This window comes from Helicobacter equorum (assembly GCF_900198655.1).
In the GTDB taxonomy this organism is placed as follows: domain Bacteria; phylum Campylobacterota; class Campylobacteria; order Campylobacterales; family Helicobacteraceae; genus Helicobacter_F; species Helicobacter_F equorum.
This window is the reverse complement of record NZ_FZPO01000058.1, coordinates 1-20,347: the sequence shown is the minus strand read 5'-3', so window position 1 is coordinate 20,347 and position 20,347 is coordinate 1. Positions and strand designations below refer to the sequence as shown.

The 20,347-nt window shown below is 38.0% G+C and carries 18 protein-coding genes and 4 tRNA genes; 4 read left to right on the top strand and 18 right to left on the bottom strand.

The genetic code is table 11. The features are described from left to right. Positions 1-50 precede the first annotated feature (50 nt). From C6H22_RS07660 to C6H22_RS07600, 13 genes are all read right to left on the bottom strand, one after another. Positions 51-125: transfer RNA gene (locus tag C6H22_RS07660), tRNA-Thr, on the bottom strand. Between the two features lie 106 nt (positions 126-231). Next, positions 232-308: transfer RNA gene (locus tag C6H22_RS07655), tRNA-Gly, on the bottom strand. A gap of 69 nt (positions 309-377) precedes the next feature. Then, a tRNA-Tyr gene (locus tag C6H22_RS07650) sits at positions 378-462 on the bottom strand. Between the two features lie 57 nt (positions 463-519). After that, positions 520-595 (bottom strand) — tRNA-Thr (locus C6H22_RS07645). Positions 596-674: 79 nt separating this feature from the next. Continuing rightward, positions 675-1,259, bottom strand: a complete 585-nt coding sequence (gene ruvA, locus C6H22_RS07640; protein ID WP_104694689.1) for a Holliday junction branch migration protein RuvA — start codon at positions 1,257-1,259, stop codon at positions 675-677. A 9-nt stretch (positions 1,260-1,268) separates the two neighbouring features. Then, positions 1,269-1,856, bottom strand: coding sequence for an HAD family hydrolase (locus C6H22_RS07635; protein ID WP_158654671.1), 588 nt, complete (start codon positions 1,854-1,856; stop codon positions 1,269-1,271). 34 nt (positions 1,857-1,890) lie between these two features. Further along, positions 1,891-2,850 (bottom strand): tRNA dihydrouridine synthase, encoded by a 960-nt coding sequence (locus tag C6H22_RS07630; protein ID WP_104694701.1) that lies wholly within the window; start codon positions 2,848-2,850, stop codon positions 1,891-1,893. 25 nt (positions 2,851-2,875) lie between these two features. Further along, positions 2,876-4,090, bottom strand: a complete 1,215-nt coding sequence (gene nspC / locus C6H22_RS07625) for a carboxynorspermidine decarboxylase (RefSeq protein WP_104694700.1) — start codon at positions 4,088-4,090, stop codon at positions 2,876-2,878. A 23-nt stretch (positions 4,091-4,113) separates the two neighbouring features. Further along, entirely contained in the window at positions 4,114-5,076 is a 963-nt protein-coding gene (locus C6H22_RS07620) for a chemotaxis protein (RefSeq protein ID WP_104694687.1), read from the bottom strand. Positions 5,077-5,143: 67 nt separating this feature from the next. Continuing rightward, positions 5,144-6,409, bottom strand: coding sequence for a tetratricopeptide repeat protein (locus C6H22_RS07615; protein WP_104694686.1), 1,266 nt, complete (start codon positions 6,407-6,409; stop codon positions 5,144-5,146). Continuing rightward, positions 6,399-6,791 (bottom strand): YkgJ family cysteine cluster protein, encoded by a 393-nt coding sequence (locus C6H22_RS07610; protein ID WP_199769828.1) that lies wholly within the window; start codon positions 6,789-6,791, stop codon positions 6,399-6,401. The genes C6H22_RS07615 and C6H22_RS07610 overlap by 11 nt, the downstream gene beginning before the upstream one ends. Further along, the gene (locus tag C6H22_RS07605; RefSeq protein WP_104694685.1) at positions 6,778-7,992 is read right to left on the bottom strand and encodes a type 1 periplasmic-binding domain-containing protein; all 1,215 of its coding nucleotides are present in this window, start codon (positions 7,990-7,992) and stop codon (positions 6,778-6,780) included. The genes C6H22_RS07610 and C6H22_RS07605 overlap by 14 nt, the downstream gene beginning before the upstream one ends. Next, entirely contained in the window at positions 7,989-8,669 is a 681-nt protein-coding gene (locus C6H22_RS07600) for a uracil-DNA glycosylase family protein (RefSeq protein ID WP_104694684.1), read from the bottom strand. Before C6H22_RS07600 ends, C6H22_RS07605 begins: the two co-directional genes overlap by 4 nt. A 539-nt stretch (positions 8,670-9,208) precedes the next feature. Between C6H22_RS07600 and oadA the strand changes: the two genes are divergently transcribed. Together oadA and C6H22_RS08700 are read left to right on the top strand one after the other, a co-directional pair. After that, a complete protein-coding gene (oadA, locus tag C6H22_RS07595) occupies positions 9,209-11,008 on the top strand; it encodes a sodium-extruding oxaloacetate decarboxylase subunit alpha (protein WP_104694683.1) in 1,800 nt (599 codons plus the stop codon). Positions 11,009-11,017: 9 nt separating this feature from the next. After that, positions 11,018-11,284: a putative Se/S carrier-like protein gene (locus C6H22_RS08700; RefSeq protein WP_158654670.1), complete on the top strand. Its 267-nt coding sequence runs from the start codon at positions 11,018-11,020 to the stop codon at positions 11,282-11,284. 17 nt (positions 11,285-11,301) lie between these two features. On the opposite strand, the gene dapE is transcribed toward C6H22_RS08700, so the two are convergent. From dapE to C6H22_RS07570, 5 genes are all read right to left on the bottom strand, one after another. After that, entirely contained in the window at positions 11,302-12,441 is a 1,140-nt protein-coding gene (gene dapE / locus C6H22_RS07590; protein ID WP_104694682.1) for a succinyl-diaminopimelate desuccinylase, read from the bottom strand. A gap of 154 nt (positions 12,442-12,595) precedes the next feature. After that, positions 12,596-14,257, bottom strand: a complete 1,662-nt coding sequence (actP, locus tag C6H22_RS07585; protein WP_104694681.1) for a cation/acetate symporter ActP — start codon at positions 14,255-14,257, stop codon at positions 12,596-12,598. Next, positions 14,254-14,610 (bottom strand): DUF485 domain-containing protein, encoded by a 357-nt coding sequence (locus C6H22_RS07580; protein WP_104694680.1) that lies wholly within the window; start codon positions 14,608-14,610, stop codon positions 14,254-14,256. Before C6H22_RS07580 ends, actP begins: the two co-directional genes overlap by 4 nt. 544 nt (positions 14,611-15,154) lie before the next feature. Beyond that, complete coding sequence (locus C6H22_RS07575) at positions 15,155-15,889, bottom strand: hypothetical protein (RefSeq protein WP_158654669.1); 735 nt, start codon at positions 15,887-15,889, stop codon at positions 15,155-15,157. A gap of 115 nt (positions 15,890-16,004) precedes the next feature. Beyond that, positions 16,005-17,570, bottom strand: a complete 1,566-nt coding sequence (locus tag C6H22_RS07570; RefSeq protein WP_199769827.1) for an MBOAT family O-acyltransferase — start codon at positions 17,568-17,570, stop codon at positions 16,005-16,007. Here C6H22_RS07570 and purL point away from each other — a divergent pair. Together purL and C6H22_RS07560 are read left to right on the top strand one after the other, a co-directional pair. Beyond that, on the top strand, positions 17,565-19,781 hold the full coding sequence (gene purL, locus C6H22_RS07565) for a phosphoribosylformylglycinamidine synthase subunit PurL (protein ID WP_104694678.1): 2,217 nt from the start codon (positions 17,565-17,567) through the stop codon (positions 19,779-19,781). The genes C6H22_RS07570 and purL overlap by 6 nt on opposite strands. A 74-nt stretch (positions 19,782-19,855) precedes the next feature. After that, positions 19,856-20,347: PepSY domain-containing protein (locus tag C6H22_RS07560; protein ID WP_104694697.1), on the top strand; the 492-nt coding region annotated here is incomplete at its 3' end.

Genomic DNA, 20,347 nt, shown 5'->3' with positions numbered 1-20,347 from the left:
ATCTAAGAGTGCATCTCAAAAAGCTTCAAGATTCTCTCTACAAGAAAAACTGGAGCCCATAAGCGGGGTTGAACCGCCGACCTCTTCCTTACCAAGGAAGTGCTCTGCCACTGAGCTATATGGGCAACAAATACAACGACATAAAAAGGGTCAGATTCTCTAAAGTAACATAGTGGTGTACTCATACCCACATCCGCATACTTGACAATGAAAGAATCAGCTCCCAGTAAATGGAGCGGGAAACGGGGCTCGAACCCGCGACCCTCAGCTTGGAAGGCTGATGCTCTAGCCAACTGAGCTATTCCCGCATCACTTAACAACAACAAACTATCTCGACTACCATTCATCCCTAGCTCACACAAAGCCAATCTATGTAATGGTGGTGAGTCGTGGATTCGAACCACGGAAGACAAAGTCAGCAGATTTACAGTCTGCCCTCGTTGGCCACTTGAGTAACTCACCAAACATAGCTAACACTGGTCAAACACTGAAAGCAGAAAACTGCTAGAGTTTGAAAAATGGAGCTGGTTAAGGGACTTGAACCCCCGACCCTCTGCTTACAAGGCAGATGCTCTACCAACTGAGCTAAACCAGCATGAAATATGAAACCATGAAAATAAAAGTCCGAATTATATACACAAAACCTATGTTTGTCAAGGTTTATTCGTGTTTTCTCATCTTTTCTTACCCAAAATTTTTAACGCCTCCTTGACAACATCTGCCACTTCCCCATCGCCCACTTCTTTGAGTGCATTAGCAATATCCGCATTTTTAAAGCCCAAAGATTCTAAAGCTTGAGCTGCTTCATACTTAATATTGTTTGTAATATTTTTTTCAACCCTATATTCTACGAGTTCAGTAAAAAATCCCGCCAACTCCACCATAATCTTTCCAGCCCCTTTCACACCTATGCCCGGCACGCGCTGCAAAGCTTGTATGTCCTTGTCTTCTAGGATCTTAGCAAAACTTTGTGGTGTATATGTGCTAAGAATTGCTAACGCGACTTTTGGACCAACGCCATTAATTTTTATCAAGCGCTCAAAACTCAAACGCTCTACTTCATCAAAAAATCCAAAGAGTGCTTGTGAATCTTCACGAATAATCTGCACACACAAAACTTTCACACATGTATCTAAACAATCTTTAAGGCGCACACTTGTATGAATAGAAATCCCCAAACCATACACTACACCTCCTACATTAAGCTCTACAAATGTGGGTTCTAATCTCTCAATATAACCCTTTAATGCAACTATCATCACTCTACCTTAATAAAATTTTCTATAAAATCTCTGCGTTGCCAATGCCAACATCTCATAATCTCCCTTAGAATCCCCATATGCATAAATTTCTGCATATTGTGAAAGATCATAGCTTTCTTGGATACGCACCGCCTTTTGCTTTCCATAACAATTTGGTGTCGCAAGATTCCCACTTAGCACACCATTTACAACTTCTAGCTTCGTTGCAAGACATTCTAGCCCCATATTTTGACAAAATGGTCTTAAATATTCCTCAAAAGTCGCACTCACCACCACGACAACATCGCCTCTATCTTTGTGCCACGCTATTTTTTCCATCGCTTGGATTCTTGTTATTCCACAAAGTGTATTTTGAAAATTCGCACACAAGAGCGCAAAATCCGCTGTGCTATGACCCCTAAAAAAATATCGCATAAGCGACTCTTTGGCATAGGCATTGGAGCACAAACCCAAAACATAGCCAAGCAAAATCCAAAATCTTGCAATAAAACCTCTATAAAATGCCCATTTGCCTACTACAAACTTCACAAATACAAACAGACTATCCTTGGTCGTTATGGTTTTATCAAAATCAAAAAATGCTATATTTTTCACGATCTATTCCTGTATAATCCTTAGAATCTACATGCTAACTCGTGCGTTTATTAAGATGCACAAGTTGCGGTAGCTCCTCTATTATATACTCCTGCCCAAAAAATTCCTCAATGCGTACACGAGCTTCATTAGGATCACTCATTGCATTTACTACATTTCTAAATTCACTTGCACCTGGATAATTCTTGCTATATGCATGAAGATTCTTGCGAAACATCACCACGCCCCTTGGACCATAAAATTCCACCATTTTATCAAAATGCTCCAAAATCAAATCTTTTCGGACAATGGGTGGAATCTCATTTGTATTGTGTCGAATCTGCCAAAAAATCCAAGGTGCTTTGATCGCGGCTCTACCTATCATCACACCATTAGCACCTGTCCTCTCTAACACCTTCTTAGCATCAGCAACGCTTGCAATCTCACCATTAGCAATCAATGGTATATTAATGCGCTGCCTAATAGCAGTGATACTATCATAATCGATTTTATCTTTTTTATAACCATCGCAACGAGTGCGTCCATGTACCACGACATAATCTACATTACTTTCATTGACAGCAGCAGCAATTTCTAATGGAATCTTTTTATCAAAACCCAAACGAAGCTTAAGACTCACATAAGACTTCGTACTTGTTTGCTTGATGAGATTTGCGATTTTTACAAGCAAAGATAAATCTTTTAACAACCCGCTACCATTGCCGTGATGAGCCACTTTTGGAGCTGGACAACCACAATTAAGATCCACTATATCTATACCTTCTTGCGTGTTGAGAATCTCTACTGCTGATCGCACGACTTCTGGTTTAGAACCTGCTATCTGCACAGCATACGGAGATTCTATAGGAGATTTTTCTAACATTTTGAGTGTTTTTTTGTTGGCATACACAAGAGCATGTGAGCTTATCATCTCACTCACGGTAATATCTACACCAAATTTTTTCACCACAGAACGAAATGGTAAATCTGTGTAACCTGCTAGTGGGGCAAGCATAAGAAGATTTTCAAAAACAATAGGCTTAGTTGCGTTGTTTGTAGTCAAAATAATCAAACTCCTTTAATGTGCGAAAATTACCATTTTCTACCACGCCCAAAGAAGGCAATGGCACACCATTAAATGTATTGTTTTTTACAATCGTATAGTGCAACATATCTTCAAAAATAATCTTATCTCCAATCTGTAGTGGCGTATCAAAACTAAAATCCCCAAGCACATCACCAGCTAGGCAAGTAGGTCCGCCAAGTCGATAGCGATATGCACCAACATTTTCCCCTTTATCAGATTCAATAACTCCATTGCTAAGCTTTAGAGTACTTGGTCGATAAGGCATTTCAAGACAATCAGGCATATGTGCACTAGCGCTTACATCAAGAACTGCGATGTTTCCTTGATTTTGCACTATATCCACAACTTCGCTAATAAGAAATCCAACTTGCCACCCTACCGCCTCTCCAGGCTCTAAAAAGACCTCTACTCCATATGTTTGCCTAAACTCTTGCACAAGTTTTACTAACAACTCTACATCATAATCTTCGCGCGTGATGTGATGCCCACCACCAAAATTCACCCATTTTCTACCATTCAAATATGGTCCAAAATATTGCAAGAAATGTGGCAAAGTTCGTTGCAGTGCATCAGCATTTTGCTCACAATGCGTATGAAAATGCAATCCGTCAATACCATCTAATCCGAATTCTTGCACACCCTTTTCAAACTCACTAGGAATAATACCTAGTCGAGAATTTGGCGCACAAGGATTATAAATTTCAGGCGTAACCTCGCTATATAGAGGATTTACACGCAACCCAACGCTAATATAGTGCGTCGGATTGGTGTAATTATGTGCTTGGATAGTAGGATAAAATTTTTGCCATTGCACAAAAGAATTAAAAATAATGTGTGTAGCATAAGGCAAAAGAGAATCTATCTCTTTATATGCGGGGCTAAACACACATACTTCCTTATTTTGCTCTCTTCCACCTACTTCTTCATATGCTAGACGCGCCTCATATAATCCACTCGCAGTGCTTCCACTCAAAACATCGCGCAATTCTTCAAAACAACGCCAAAATGCATAGCCTTTAAGTGCAAGGAGAATTTTTGCACCACTTCGACGCTGCACAGATTCTAAAAGTGCAAGATTTGTAATCAATTTATCACGCTCTAGTACATAACAAGGTGTAGTAATTGCATCTAAGCAATCTGGTGACACACGCCTACTAACTTCTCTCATTGACAATGGTATATACATAAAAACTATCGAAGCATAAGATGCTTAATAGCTGCCTCTATTTGCACAGGATTGGATTTGGAGATAAACTCATCAGCATTAAGGCTGCGTGCCATATCCTCGTTACTGCTACCACTCATAGAGGAATTGACTACAATAGGAATATGTGCTGTTGTGGCATTTGCCTTGACTTGTTTAATCACCTCAAATCCGCTAACTTCTGGCATTTCTAAGTCTGTGATAATCATACCTATGCTACTAATATCTGTCGTAGGAGCAAAAAGATAATCTAAAAGTTTTCGTCCATTCACAAAATCATAATGCACAACACCTATGCGATTTAGAATGACTTGCATTGTGCGCAAAACGCTTGGGCTATCATCTGCAAGTAACACGGACTTAGTCGCTTGGACTTGTGAAACTTTTTTCATTTCATCTTCTTTTTCTTTTTCTATCCATGGGAATACATCAGTAAGCATTTTTTCAATATCCACCACTTGCACCAAGCGCCCATCAAAATATCGTGTGCGACTTACTAGCTTACCATTTTGTCCATTGCCCCCTACACCTACGCTTTGTTCAATCTCTGTCCATTTTTTATTGAGGATTCTATCAGCTTCATAGATTCTCACACCTATTGTCCATCGCGAAAACTCACAAATCATAATAATGTCATCTTCACCTTTATTGCGCTTAATGGAGTATTGGCGTAGATCTCTATCTCGCTGTCGAGGATCATAATAAAACCATTTTTTCATATCAATAAGTGGGATAGTAAGATCCCTAATGGTAATCAAACCCTCTACGAGTGCATTTGATTCGTGGCTTATGATTGTAAGCGCACCATTATATTTAATCACCTCACGAATCTTAAAAACATTCACCGCATACAAATCGCGGTCTTTTTCTAAACGAAAGCATAAAAGTTGTAATTCATTGTTTTTATGTAGGCTGGTTACTTGATCGATTTTAGACATACTAGCAGACATCTCTCACACGCCCCTTTCTAAAAAATTGCCTCGCATTGTAACACAACATCGCCAAAAAATGGCTTATTTACTGACATAAATCAAGTGATTTAGCGTGTTTTAATAATTCTTCATCGCTAGAAAGACTCTCTTTTGGAATCTTTGCAAATACTTCTTTTGCTCTCTTGCAATGTTTTTGCTTATAATACCCCCACGCTAAAGAATCCAAATATGCTATGGTACTTGGTGCAATTTCTAAAGCTTTTTGCACATAAGAGATACCCTTTTCTACATCTAAATCCAAATCAATCAGCAAAAATCCCATAAAATTATAAAACAATCCAAGATTCTCTTTTTGTAAGCTATCTGGCACACCATCTTTTTGAATAAGCTCGATTGCCTTATCCATATCTTGCAAGATGGGCAAAACCTTTTTAGAATCTGTTTTGTTTGTCAGGGTTTCAAACCTATAAAGCTGCGCAAGCCCCAAATACATAGCTTCATTAGAATTTTTGTATATCTTCAAAGCTATTTTATAGGCATTGTCATAATCTTTTGTTTCCACATATAAACCAAAGAGTATTTTTGGATCAAAAGGATACCTAGAGGCGATTTTTAATGCTTCATCATATTTTTTGCGCAATGAATAAATATAAATAAGATTCTGTGCATTTGCTATAGTAGGATTTTCCTCATAGCGCTTTTTAAGAATAGATTCTAATTTATCCCCTTCCATAGCCTTAGCATAGATTTGTATTGCCATCGCGCATAACTCACCATCACACGCATTATCCCTAAAATATGTATCAAGCAATGCTATGCCCTTTTGGAATTGTTGTGTTTGCCCATACAACACTACAAGTCTTTGCAAAGCTTCTGGTGCTTTTGTCTCTTCATAGAGCGTTTGAAACTCATTAATGGCGCTCTGCAAATCGCCAAGATTGACATAAATCACACCCAAAACATTATGTATCATTGGCGTATCTTCTTGTGTAACTATCATTTGTGCGATAGGCAAGGCTTTATGTAGATCATTTGTTTTAAGATACACATCAAGAAGTGCTTTATTCATCTCTATATCCTCTTCTTGTGTTTGTTGCTTGTAATCTTGGATATAGCTTAAAATAATGTGTGGTTGTTCAAAGCGACTTGAAAGCAAAATACTCTCTTTGAGATATTCAAGTTTTTTTGTCTCATCATACAACACAAGATATATATCACGCGCTTCTTGAATTTTGCCCTGATCTTGCAAATCTAGTGCCTTAAACATATAGTCTTCTTCATCAAATGCCCCAAACGCTATACTCATAGCACACAATAAGCCTAGCAAGATTCTCAAAAATTTATGACTCAAAACACACTCCTATGCATTCTTTTTGCAAATTCTTAGAATCTTGTGATGTTAGATTCTCTTGTTTATAACCCTCCCAAAATGGAAAATCTTTGCATTGTTTTGGGCGTTTGGTATAAATCCTGCATTTTCCATTGTCGTAAAACACACAGGCTAAGCCATCATCACAAGGCTTTTCAATAAATGAAAATTTATAACCGATCTTACGCACAAATTTGTGTGTAAATTCCTCAAATTCTATTCCGAGCATATGAGCTATATCAAGCATTTCTTGAAGACTCACAAAAACATACCCTTCACTTCCTGTGCAACATTTACCACCACATACTTCGCACTTTTGTGTATCAAAAGAAAAATTAAATCCTTCCTTTTTAACGATACTCATCAAAACTCTTTCCAGAAAACTTATAGATTCTGTTCGTATAATGCACTTGATTATCTAAAAATTGCTCACGAAAAAAGCGCTCCTCATCAGAAAGTTGCGCCCCTAGCAAAAGCTCTACGCCTACAGCAGTAGCATAACTCACCCAATTATATTTCAAGTCTCTCCCCAACAAGGACGCATATTCCAAAAGGTGCGGATTAATATCAAAGATCACATTGATGACATATAATTCTTCTTTACCACTATATTGCACAGAATTTAGCAATGCCCAATCATAATTTACCTGTGTAGAAAACATTTTTTTAGGCTTTATGGTGTCCACAAACATTTGTGAAAGCATAAGTCCCGTGCGTGCTCCAGAAGTATTAAATACTACCACATTGGATTGAAGGTAGGATTTTTGTTGTGCAAGTGTAGAGTTAAAGCGCTTAGCTATCGTAGAATCTATATTTTGCTCATAAATAATATTTGTGTCTTTTGCGCGCAAAAGCGATCCTAAATACTGCCCCATAGGAGAACTATCATTATAAGCTACGATATTTTCACCTCGCGCAAGGTTTGCAATAAGCTCTATTTGGCTTTCATAATCCACACCGCCAAAATATAGATTCTTAGGAATCTTTGTATCGCCTATTTGGTGAATGTTGATTGTAGGTAAATAGATTGGTATGCTAATTTTAATATTCTTTGCAAGCTCTATAGCACCTCTAGTAGTAAAGATTCCGATCACAAAGTCGCTTTGAGCATTAATAGCACGCTGATATGCTCTCTCAATCGCTTGTGTGTCTTCTGTATCGGTATTAAATACCTCAAAGCTAAAATCCACACCTCGTGTCATAAGATACGAAAGGATTATGTCAATGCTTTCACTAAAATAACGCCCTATGACTTTTTTGGGCATTAAAAGTGCAAGTTTTACCTTTGCGATATTGCCATTTGAGGCGCTAGGTATATCAAGAATGGATAATTCTTGCAAAGCCAAAGTAAGTTTGGATCGCAAATCAGAATCTTGCTCATCTTGGAATCTCCCAATAAATGAAAAATACAAGCCTTCTTCATAGAGTTTATTTAAGCATCGTTTATCGCACGAACGCACTTCAAAATCAATAATCTCTTGCTTAGGAAGAGGCAGAGGCGAGATAATATAACTCTTTGCCCACAACCCCATACACAACAAACAACCTAAGACAAAAACCCTCATAATACTCCCTTGGCTACCAAAAGATGTTGCATAACTTGTGGCTTTAGTGATGGATTACGCACAATCTCACCTAGCGAATAAGTAAGCAAAAATGACCGATTATTATGCCACAATATTCTACCATAATCTCTAAAATCCCTCACACCCTCTAGATTCTGTCCTAATATATATTGTGCACACTCTCGTCCAAAAAGCACAATCACTTGAGGTGCCATACATTCAAGCTGTTTGTGCAAAAATTCCAAACACATTGAGACTTCATCAGTATGTGGGGTAGATTCTATGGGGCATTTTAACAAAGAGAGAATCGAACAAGCTTGGGGCGATATTTTGAAGACATGAGCAATCATATTTTGTAGCATAGTTGCACTTTTGTTAGAAGCAAACATAAGTTGATTATGTGTAGATTCCACAAGAGGGTTTGCTGTAATAAAACATATCAAAGCTTTGGGATTAACAAAACCACTCACTCTTTTTGTGGTAAGTTTAGAACGTGCACACAGATTACAAGAATCAATTAAAGAATCCAAATCACCACCACACCCATTCATGATAGAAGTCATTGAATGTGTTTTTTGTGGCATTTTTTCTTGGAGCTGTGTGAAATGCTCTCCGCACATTCTTTTAAGATATAGTCGCTTTAAGGCCAAAAGTTGCCAAATAATCCTCGCAGACATTACAATCCTTGTGTAAGATAAAATTCATGCTACATTATAGTGTAAGTTTTTGATTCTGGCACTTTTTGAACACTAGAATCTATCAGAGATTTATCGCAACATACAATGCAGTGTAATGTATTGAGACTACAATAAACAAGAGCAAGTTTCAAGAAGCGACGTACAAAACATGTGATACAATAGCCTTACACAAGAAACAAAAGCACCAAATAAATCTATCTATCAAAAGTTTGTATGAAAAAGATTCTTTTGTATGCTGGTGGTATTATGAAAATGGAAACTTACAAGCACAAATAACCTATGAAAATGGCAGGATAGTCTCTGGTGTGTGTGCTAATGGCAAAGAGATTCCAAATACACAGAGGCTACGATATTGGGGAGACATTAAAAACCAAGTCTCCGAAACTTACAGAGAATAAAAGAGGGTAAATAAGACATCCGAGATGTAATATTTTTTGAAATTATGACGCTTTTTATAAAAACTCCTATATAATAACCTAATCCATGTGGTTGGCAAATACACTTTGAGAGGTAAAACAATGATAAAAATTACAGAGAATTCCTTGCGTGATGGACATCAATCACTTTTAGCTACAAGAATGCGAATACAAGATATGGTAGAGGCAGCCAAACTCTTTGAAAAAGTGGGCTTTTATAGCGTGGAAGTATGGGGTGGAGCAACATATGATGCATGTTTGCGCTACGCAAAAGAAGATCCATTTGAACGCCTAGCAACATTTAAAGATATTTTTAAAACCACACCATTGCAGATGCTTTTACGTGGACAAAACCTCATCGGATATCGACATTATGCCGATGATGTTGTGCGAGAATTTATCACATTAAGCGCACAAGCTGGTATGGATATTTTTCGAATCTTTGATGCGTTTAATGATGCGCGTAATCTTAAAACAAGTATAGAATCTGTCAAAAAAAACAATAAACACGCTCAAGGCGCTATCTGCTATACAACTTCACCCATCCATACAACACAAGGCTTTGTTGCATATGCCAAAGAACTAGTCAATATGGGTTGTGATTCAATTGCCATTAAAGATATGGCGGGACTCATCACGCCATTTAAAGCGTATGAGCTTGTCAAGGCACTTAAAGAAGAAATAGGGGTTAGTCTTAGCTTTCATACACACTCTACTGCTGGTTTTGCTTTTGGAGCGCACTTAAAAGCTCTTGAAGCGGGGGTTGATGTCTTGGATCTAGCCAACTCTGCCCTTGCTGAAGGCACAAGCCACCCATGCACACAATCTATGGTCGCTACACTCAAAGATACCCCTTATGATACTGGCTTAAAATTAGAGCTTATGGAAGAGGCAAGTGAGATCTTGCGACGCAATCGTCGCAAATACGCGAAATTTGAATCTGTCTATAATCAAATTGATACCCGTGTGCTCCTTTCACAAATCCCAGGCGGTATGATTTCAAATATGGCAAACCAACTTAAAGAACAAAATGCCCTAGATAGAATTGATGAAGTGATGAAAGAGATTCCAAAAGTGCGCGAGGATTTTGGTTTTGTCCCACTTGTAACGCCTTCTAGCCAAATTGTGGGCACACAGGCTGTATTAAATGTGCTTATGGGTGAGCGTTACAAAACAATCACGACAGAAACACGCAATATTGTTAAAGGGCTATATGGCAAAACACCAGCTCCTATCTCAAAAATACTTAGTGCAAAAGTGCTTGGCGACACACAACCTATTGATGTGCGTCCTGCGGATTTATTGAGTGATGAATTACCACAAGCTCGCATAGATTCCAAAGACTTTGCCAAAAGCCCAACTGATGTCATTTCATATGCCATATTTGGCAATGTAGCCAAAATTTTCCTCCAAGAACGCAATCAAAATTGCCTACAACCTGAAGCACTAGAAAATTTTGAAGACAAGGGCGTGGATAAACTCCCAAAAGAATTTGCTATCACGGTTAATGGAGAACAATATGTCATAAAAATCGAAGGAAGCGGAGAGAAAAATGAGGGTGTACGTCCATTTTTTATGCGTATTGACGGAGAACTTAGGGAAGTGTATGTCGAAAATCTCAATACCACACAAGACAAAGATTCCAAAGAACATAAAACCACACGCACGGGCTTACCACAAGCCACAGGAGTAGGACATGCACAAAGCCCAATGCCCGGCACACTTACTAAAATCAAAGTCAAACAGGGCGATAGCGTAAAAGTCGGCGATACATTAGCAATTGTCGAAGCAATGAAAATGGAAAATGAAGTACTTGCCGCAGTTGATGGCGTAGTCAAAGAAATCTATGCTACCGAAGGCATGCAGGTGGGAGCAGGTGCAGCTATTATGTTTATAGGCTAGATTCTGGGTATGCTGTTTCGCGGGTATTGTATTTTTAAAAGCACGAGTGAGGCATTTGAAACTGGAAGAGTTTTAGGCAGTCCAAGTTTTAAAGAATTTGGACTAGTCTTTGAGTATTGCCCTGCACCAAGACAATACTCGAATAATTGCACACTAGCACTATATTTTGAAAGCATCGATGAAACCTATACACCCCAAGACATACAATCTCTGCATACTCGTTTAGATTCACAACTAACAGCCAAAAACTGCATATGCAAACTAGTCATTTTATGAGATAGCTCATAGATAGATTATCGCTTGGTATATTGCCCTAAAAAATGTATAAAAATTTCATACAATCGTTGTACATCTTGAGGCACAACACGCTCATTAAGGGCGTGTATTGTATCATTTGGCACCCCCACTTCCACTACTGGTATGCTCCTAGTGCCAAAAAACCTTGCATCACTCGTGCCACCACTCGTGCTAAGCTCTGGTTCTCTCCCACACACAGAAGTGATACATGCACTCATCATATCCACAAGTATAGAATCTGTCAAAAATCCCACCGAACTTTGCCTAAGTTGCAAGTCAAAGTCCAAGCCTTCTAGCACACTTCTTACATACGATTCTACATCTTTAATCGTGGTCTTGGGAGAATTCCGCACATTAAAAAGAATCTTTAATTCATTTGGCGTTACATTCACAACCTCCATACCACCGCGTATATCAGTTATCACAAGTTTGCTTGGATCAAAATATGTATCACCATCATCAAGATTCACGCCAGCAAGTTTGCCTAGCCTTGCTCCTAAAAGCTCTGTAGGATTTATACAATTTTGAGGATAGGCGACATGTCCTTGCTTACCAAAAATAGTAATCTTGCCATTGATACTACCACGCCGCCCAACCTTTATCGTATCGCCACAGATTCTATGTGCAGTTGGCTCTGCTACTATAGCCATAGTGGGCAACAAACCTTTAGATTCTAATTCTTGTAGCATGTATTGCGTGCCATATGTCCCATCACCCTCTTCATCACTCGTGAGCAAAAGAGAGAATCGCATTTTTCGTGTGATGTGAGGGTTTTGCGCTAAAAAATCTCTAAAAGCACATATAAACGCACTCACGCCACTTTTCATATCCTGCACACCACGCCCATACAGATACTCACCCTCATAAGTAGGTATAAACGGATCATTACTCCAGCCCTCACCCGGTGGCACGACATCAATATGCCCAGCAAAACATAAATGCTCATCTGCTTGATATGGCGTATAAATAAAAAGGTTTTTCACACCCTCTTTTTCTTGCGTGATAACCTCAAATACTCCATCACCCAAAGCCTGTGTCAAAATCTCTAGCACGAGTTCATATATACCACATTCTTTTGGGGTAATACTTGGATATTGCACAAGCTTTTCTAAAAGCGATATGGGATTAAGTTTCATGGATTATCCTTGTGTATTTTGTGAAAAATTAAGATTTTAACACAAAAAATCTGTACCAGCACACATAATAAACATGACTCTCTTGTTTCTATAATGTAAACATCACAGAATCTATAAACTTGCAAGAAAGCACAGAAGTGCTTTCTTGCAAAAATCAATGTTCTAACGCAGAAGATGCACCAATACCTGTTTTGGCTCGAAAATCAAAAGCCTCAAAACCATCCCTATCAATCTTGCCTCTTGCACTTGTATCTGTTACAGAAAAAAACCATAGCAAGAAAAATGTAAGCGGTATAGAAAATATCGCAGGGTGGTCATAAGGAAATATCGCACTTTCAAAGCCAAATGTCTTCACCCACATACTAGGGCTAAGCATCACAAATCCAACAACAGCAATAAGTCCCAAAAGTCCGCCTACAAATACTCCCCTAGTAGTTAAACCCTTCCAGTAAATACAAAGCAAAATGATTGGGAAATTCACACTTCCAGCTATACCAAAGATTAACCCAACCATAAAGGCAACATTTTGCTTCTCAAAAACAAAGCCAAGTACGATAGAGAGTATGCCTAGCACGATAGTGGCGATTTTGCTAGCTCTCATTTGAGATTTAGAATCTGCTTGTCCATTTTTAAAAGTATGTGTATAAAGATCGTGTGCTATAGCTCCAGCCCCACTAATACATAGCCCAGAAACCACAGCAAGAATAGTCGCAAACGATACAGCAGAAATAAAACCTAAAAGGATATCCCCACCCAATATCTCTGAAAGTACAATAACAACCATATTGGTAGCACCCGTAAATGCACCATTTTCATCTATATAGCGCGCATCGCCTAACACAAAAGCAATAGCACCAAAACCTAGCACAAACATCAAAATAAAAAAATAAGCAATAAAAGTCGTGGCATAGAAAGCAGATTTTCTAGCTTCTTTGCCATCCTTGACTGTGAAAAATCTCATCAAAATATGCGGTAACCCAGCAGTACCAAAAGTAACCGCAAGTCCCAAAGAGATAGTTGCTACAGGGTCTTTAAAGAACACTCCAGCCTTCATAATCGCATCGCCTTTTGGGTGGTTTTTAATGGCTTCACCAAAATAGTAAGTAAGGTCAAACTTTGAAAGATAAATAATCATTAGCGCCATTAAAGTCGTGCCACCCAAAAGTAAAGACGCCTTGATAATCTGCACCCAAGTTGTAGCATGCATTCCACCAAAAATCACATAACACATCATCAAAAGCCCAACAAGAATTACTGCCACTGCATAAGGTAAGCCAAAGAGTGTTTGGATAAGTTGTCCTGCACCTACCATTTGTGCAATAAGATATAAAATCACAATCACCAGTGAGCTAAGTGCCGCAATGACGCGCACAGGCTTTTCTTCTAAACGTAATGCAACCACATCAGTAAAAGTGAATTTTCCCAAATTTCTGAATCTCTCTGCAATAAGAAATAAAATAATAGGCCAAGCAATAGTCCATCCAACAGGATAGATAAGTGCATCAAATCCGTAAGAAAAAATAAGCGCAGTAAGCCCCAAGAAAGCCGCGGCACTCATATAATCCCCAGATATTGCTAATCCATTTTGAAAGCCAGAAATCCCTCCTCCCGCAGTGAAAAATGCCGAAGCAGACTGAGTCTTTTTATTACAAAAATAAGTAATAACAAGTGTGCTAGCAACAAAAACAATAAACATAATTACAGCAGTAAGATTAAAAGAAGACTGCTCTACTTCACCACCACTATCAAATGCTGCACCAAATAGATAGCTACCACAGATTCCAAAAATACTCAAACACAAAAATAGATTTTTCATCTTTCCTCCTTAATAATAAGACCAACCTTTTCCATTCTCTCCATAATATCGGTCTCTTTAGAATCTAAAAATAAATTAGCTACAAAACTATACATTCCGGTACCTAACACGCCTAACAGAATCGAACAAAGACCAAAGATAATCCCAAGTGTTATAGGAGAATCCCCTACATTCAAAGCCAAAAACTCTGGAAAAAATGCCACCAATGCCAGAAAACTAAAATAACAGCCCAAAACAACAATAGTTAAAAATAGAGCAAAACGCATTTTAAAACGCATAAATGCTTCAAATTCCATATACACAGATCTTTGTTCTTCATTGATTGGATCACAATAGCTCTTTTGGCAAATCATTCTCGCCCTCCTTAAATTTGCAGAAAATTTTGGAGCTTTTAATCACTCCAAGTAACAAGTAAATAGTAAAAAAGTAAATACTATAATATTATTTTTTTATAAATTATTTTAATGTTACTTTTTGTATTTAATTCATACATTATTCATCAAAATTTAAGAGTATGGATGGGAATTTTGTAACTACAAAAATATAGATAAATCTCTACAGATAAAGGGACGGCAATGAGAAATGCACCAACGCTAGACAAGGAAGTATAATACTCAAGCACTCGACCAAAAAGGGGGCTATATTTAAATCCTATTAAAATACCTAAATTAACAACTACACTAGCAAGAGCATAAAGATACTTGCGAGACAATGTTGCAGAAAACTCAACTTGATAACTTACAAAAGCATTGACACAACAAATTCATAACTATTAAACAACATAAAATTGGTATCCAGAATCTACTACAGCTACTTTTATCCTAGATAAAGTCTATTCTCAAGAATCTAGTTTTGTGCTTTGATCCAAAATGCACGACATTAACGATTTATATTTTATTATTCTTTGTCTATTTTTGACAAAAATTCCTGCGTAAAACGCGACGCACTCTCTTTTCTAAGATGGATGCCATCATTTGTTATATAATCACTATGTGATGGATCGGGTAAAAATTTATATTGTGGAAAATTAGCCAATAAAATCTCACGTTGTTGCGTAGGTTTTTTCAAATTAGCAAGTTTTGGATCTATGGGCATTTGAAAAAACACAATTTGTGTCCCTAGACTCTCAAAATATGCTAAAAGATCACGCAAAAGTTTAAGATTATTTTCATATGCCACTAACTCTTCTTGATACGATTTTTCTGAGCCCTCTAACATCATATGATATACTCTTTCATTGCGTTGTGGCTCAATATTCTCGCTCTGATCGCGTTTAAAAAGCTTCCTTGCAGAACTCAATACAAAATTTATAGGCTGATATCGCTCTCGTAGAGCTGGGATGTAACGCCTAAGTGTGTAAGTCATGGGATTTAAAAGAGCATCAAGCATTTGATGATCTACATCACGAATAAGCACAATATTTTCTTCAATATATATCACACGAGGCACAATATTTGTATGCTGTGTATTGTATTTGATGATATTTAAACCAGTCAAGGCACTTCCTCCACCAAAAGAAAGATTATATATTTGGTGAGAAGCAAGATCTTTGGGTGTCAGGCGTGCAGCAAGAGAAGAACCTACAATTAGGTATGGGGGGGGGGTAGCATATAAATAATCTTGTGCAAACACCATATTAGCTTGCCACTGATTCTGAAATGTTGTGACTTGAATATTTGTAAAGGAAACAAAAATGTTATAACAAACAAAAAATACCAAAAATATTCCAAAAATAACAAAAATATTCTTAAAATTGGAAATAAATAAACGCATTACTACCTCCACTATTTGTAACAATGAAAAATAACAAAATCGCATATACAACATTACGATCTAAAAAATTCTTTTGATACTTCAAGGTTAAAAGATGATTTATATAATACAATCCAACGGGCAAGGAATACAATAAAACACAAAATAAAATTCCAGATCCGGTTGCCCCACTCCTTACAATAAATGTTTGATTAAGATAAGACACAGCATCAGAAAAATTATTAAGTTTAAAGAAGAGCCACCCTAGAGATACAAACCCAAATACAAGGCATATCTGTATAATATGTGTCAATAAACATTCTCTAAAGTGTATACATTGTGAGGCAAAACGCTCTATAACAAGCAACATGCCATGATATAGACCCCATACCATATACGATAGTGCCGCACCATGCCATAGTCCGCCTAAAGTCATCACAACCATAAGATTGCAATATGTTCTGAATTTTCCTTTTTTATTGCCACCAAGAGGAATATAAAGATATTCTTTCAGCCATGTAGAAAGTGAGATATGCCATCTTGTCCAAAACTCCGAAAAAGAGCGGGCTATATAGGGAAAATTAAAGTTTTTAGGTAATGCATAACCAAAAAGTTTTGCCACTCCAATTGCTATAAGACTATATCCTGCAAAATCCGCAAAAATCTGCACACTATAACCAAGTAGCAACACAAGAAGCGTTAAGGTATTGTATACTTCAAAATATGGATAAGTCATCCAAAAAGTTTGATCCTTGAGATTATCAGCTATAACTATTTTTAAAAAGTATCCAATGATGATAATCTTGAATGCACCACTCCAAGCAATATTGCTAACTAGCTTCGTATGAATTTGCGGATAAAACTCTCGTGCCTTCAGAATTGGACCCGCAACGAGTTGTGGAAAAAATGCTATAAAAAAGAGTGTCTTACGATAATGAGTAAAAAAATTTCGATCCACCCAAGAAATCTCTCTTAAATGCCCAGAATCTGTATGGGAATATCTATATAAATCCACAACCAAACTAATACCTTGAAAAGTGTAAAATGAAATTCCGATAGGTAAAGGGACGGCAATGAGAAATGCACCAACGCTAGACAAGGAAGTATAATACTCAAGCACTCGACCAAAAAGGGGGCTATATTTAAATCCTATTAAAATACCTAAATTAACAACTACACCAGCAAGAGCATAAAGATACTTGCGAGACAATGTTGCAGAAAACTCAACTTGATAACTTACAAAAGCATTAAGAGAGGCAGAAATGATAAGCAGTAATAAAAGCCAAGGTTGTCCATATGCATAAAATATGAAACTTGTGACAATCAACACATGCACTTGCCAACCACGCCTATATACATAAGGCGTATAATACACACAGAGCGTAAATGCCACCAACACAATAAATTCATAACTATTAAACAACATAAATGCATACCCAATCCAAAAATATGATCCAAAAATTATAACACAAATCTTGTCACTTATGGATAGCACAAGCGTTTGTGTGCTAGAATACTGCCTTTTATTGTGATGCCTACACCCTAAGGAGAATATATGCATGATATTACTACTCTAAACGCACCTATACAAGAAAGTAACAAGGAATCTATTTTAGATTCACACAAATTAAGCGATGATGATTACAAAGCTATTGTAGAAATTTTGGGACGCGTACCAAACCTCATAGAAATAGGAATTTTTTCGGCTATGTGGAGTGAGCATTGTAGCTATAAATCAAGCAAAAAATATTTGCGTGGCTTTCCCACACAAGCCCCGTGGGTCATACAAGGACCTGGTGAAAATGCCGGTGTGATAGACATTGGCGGAGGATATGCAGCAGTTTTTAAAATCGAATCCCACAATCACCCAAGTTTTATCGAGCCATATGCTGGTGCAGCCACAGGTGTGGGCGGTATTATGCGTGATATATTTACAATGGGTGCGCGTCCGGTAGCTAGTCTTAACTCGATACGATTTGGAGATATAACTAATCAAGGTGAGGTAGGCAAAAAACATCGTTACCTTTTGCGTGGTGTGGTTGAAGGCATAGGTGGTTATGGTAATTGTATGGGTGTGCCAACAATTGGTGGGGAAATGGACTTTGAATCTAGCTACAATGGTAATATTTTGGTTAATGCGTTCTGTCTAGGTGTAGCCAAAAAAGAAGAAATTTTTTATGCAAAAGCCGAAGGTGTAAGCAATCCTGTGATGTATGTAGGAAGCAAAACTGGTCGAGATGGACTAGGTGGAGCGGTGATGAGTAGCGATAGCTTTACTTCAGATTCTAAAACATTGCGTCCCACCGTACAAGTAGGCGATCCATTCGCCGAAAAACTACTACTAGAGGCTTGTTTGGAATTATTCCAAAAAGATTATATTGTAGGGATTCAGGATATGGGTGCAGCGGGGCTTACGAGCTCTAGTTTTGAAATGGCAGCAAAAAGCGGAAGTGGTATGCGCCTAAATCTTGATAAGGTGCCTATGCGAGAAAGCGGCATGAATCCCTATGAACTTATGCTAAGTGAATCTCAAGAACGCATGCTTATTTGTGCCAAAAAGGGCTATGAGCAAAAAGTCATAGAAATTTTTCAAAAATGGGAATTAGATGTCGCTGTGATTGGAGAGGTTACTAATAGCGGAGTTATGGAGCTGTATTGGTATGGGGAAAAATGTGCCCAAATCCCTATTAACAAACTCAGTGATAATGCTCCCATACTCTCCAAAGAAGTAAGAGAATCTAAGCGTGAAAACCAAAAGGCGCAAGCACTCCATACAAAGCTAAGTGCGCAAGAAGTTTTTGAGAAATTGTTATGCAGTGTCGAGATTAGCGACAAAAAATGGGTATATAGCCAATATGATAGTAGTGTGCAAACAAACACTATCGTAGGTCCGGGAATGTGTGATGGCAGTGTAGTGCGCATCAAAGAAAATGACGTTGGTTTGGCGATGAATGTATGTTGTGATGTGCGTGCGTGTTACCTCAACCCAAAAGAAGGAGCAAAACTTAGCGTGGCAGCAGCAGGTCGCAAATGTGCAACAAGAGGTGTGCGTCCAAAAGCTATAAGTGATTGCCTTAATTTTGGTTCGCCAAATAATCCCGAAGTGATGTGGGAATTTAAAGAAGTATGTGAAGGGATTAAGGAAGCGTGTACGGCACTCAATACGCCGGTAGTAAGTGGCAATGTCTCACTTCATAACCAAAGCGATGGAGTTGATATTTATCCAAGTCCTAGTATTGTAAGTGTGGGCATTGTGCAAGATGCCCAAAAAACTATCACAAGTGCGCTCAAAACTCAAGGTAATAGTTTATTGTTGGTGGGTCAGATTGCAACAGATTTTGCCGGAAGTATCGCGCAAAAGTTGTGTGAAGGCAAGATTTATGGTGAAGTTGCACGCATAGACTTATCGCGTGAAGCGTGTCTGTGGGATCTGCTCTGTGAGGATAATGCCGCAATTATGAGCGCCAAAGATGTAGGCAAAGGTGGATTAGCCATCGCCCTAACAAAAATGGCACTTTTGGGCAACAAAGGTGTGCGTGTGCAAAGTGGGCTTGTATCTTGGGATCTACTCTTTGCACAAAGTCCTAGTTGTGTAGTGCTAGAAGTCGCACCACAAGATTGTGCTTTTGTAGAATCTAGAGCCAAAGAGCTAGGATTATTGGTGCGAGAAATTGGCGTTGTGAGTGATACAGATATTTGCATAGATTCTCTACATCTCTCAAGCCAAAAGGCAAGAGAATTATATTTTGAAAGTTTTGCAAAAAATGTGTGATTTGTATATATGCATTTCACATTTGTATCACACATAATGAAGTATACTTGCACATCTTTACTAAGGAGTGCGAGATGAAATTTGATAAACCTCTATGGATGAAAGTGCATTTGTATTTGAGTCTGTTTTTTCTCCCTGTTGCACTGATTTATGTTTTAACTGGAGCATTGTATATTTTTGGTGTGCGTGAAGATGCCGACGCAAAGATTCAAGAATTTACCCTACCCTCCATACCCCAACAAGGTGAAGAACAAGCAACAATCCTCTCTGTGCTACATGCCAATAATCTCAAAATCCCAAATAACACAAATGTTCGCGTGCAAAAAGGTAATGCAACAATGGGATCTATTGCATATAGCGCAAGTATCATAACAAACAAGCAAGGAAAAACGATCGTGCGCGTTACTGATAGGGGCTTGTATGGAATCTTGGTGCTTATGCACAAAGCAAAAGGCAAATTTTATTTTGACATTATCGCTATTTGCTTTGCAATCTCTCTTATGATATTTTATTTTTCTGGTCTCATTATAACCTCATTTTGCAAGAAAAACCGCAAAGAAGCCTTG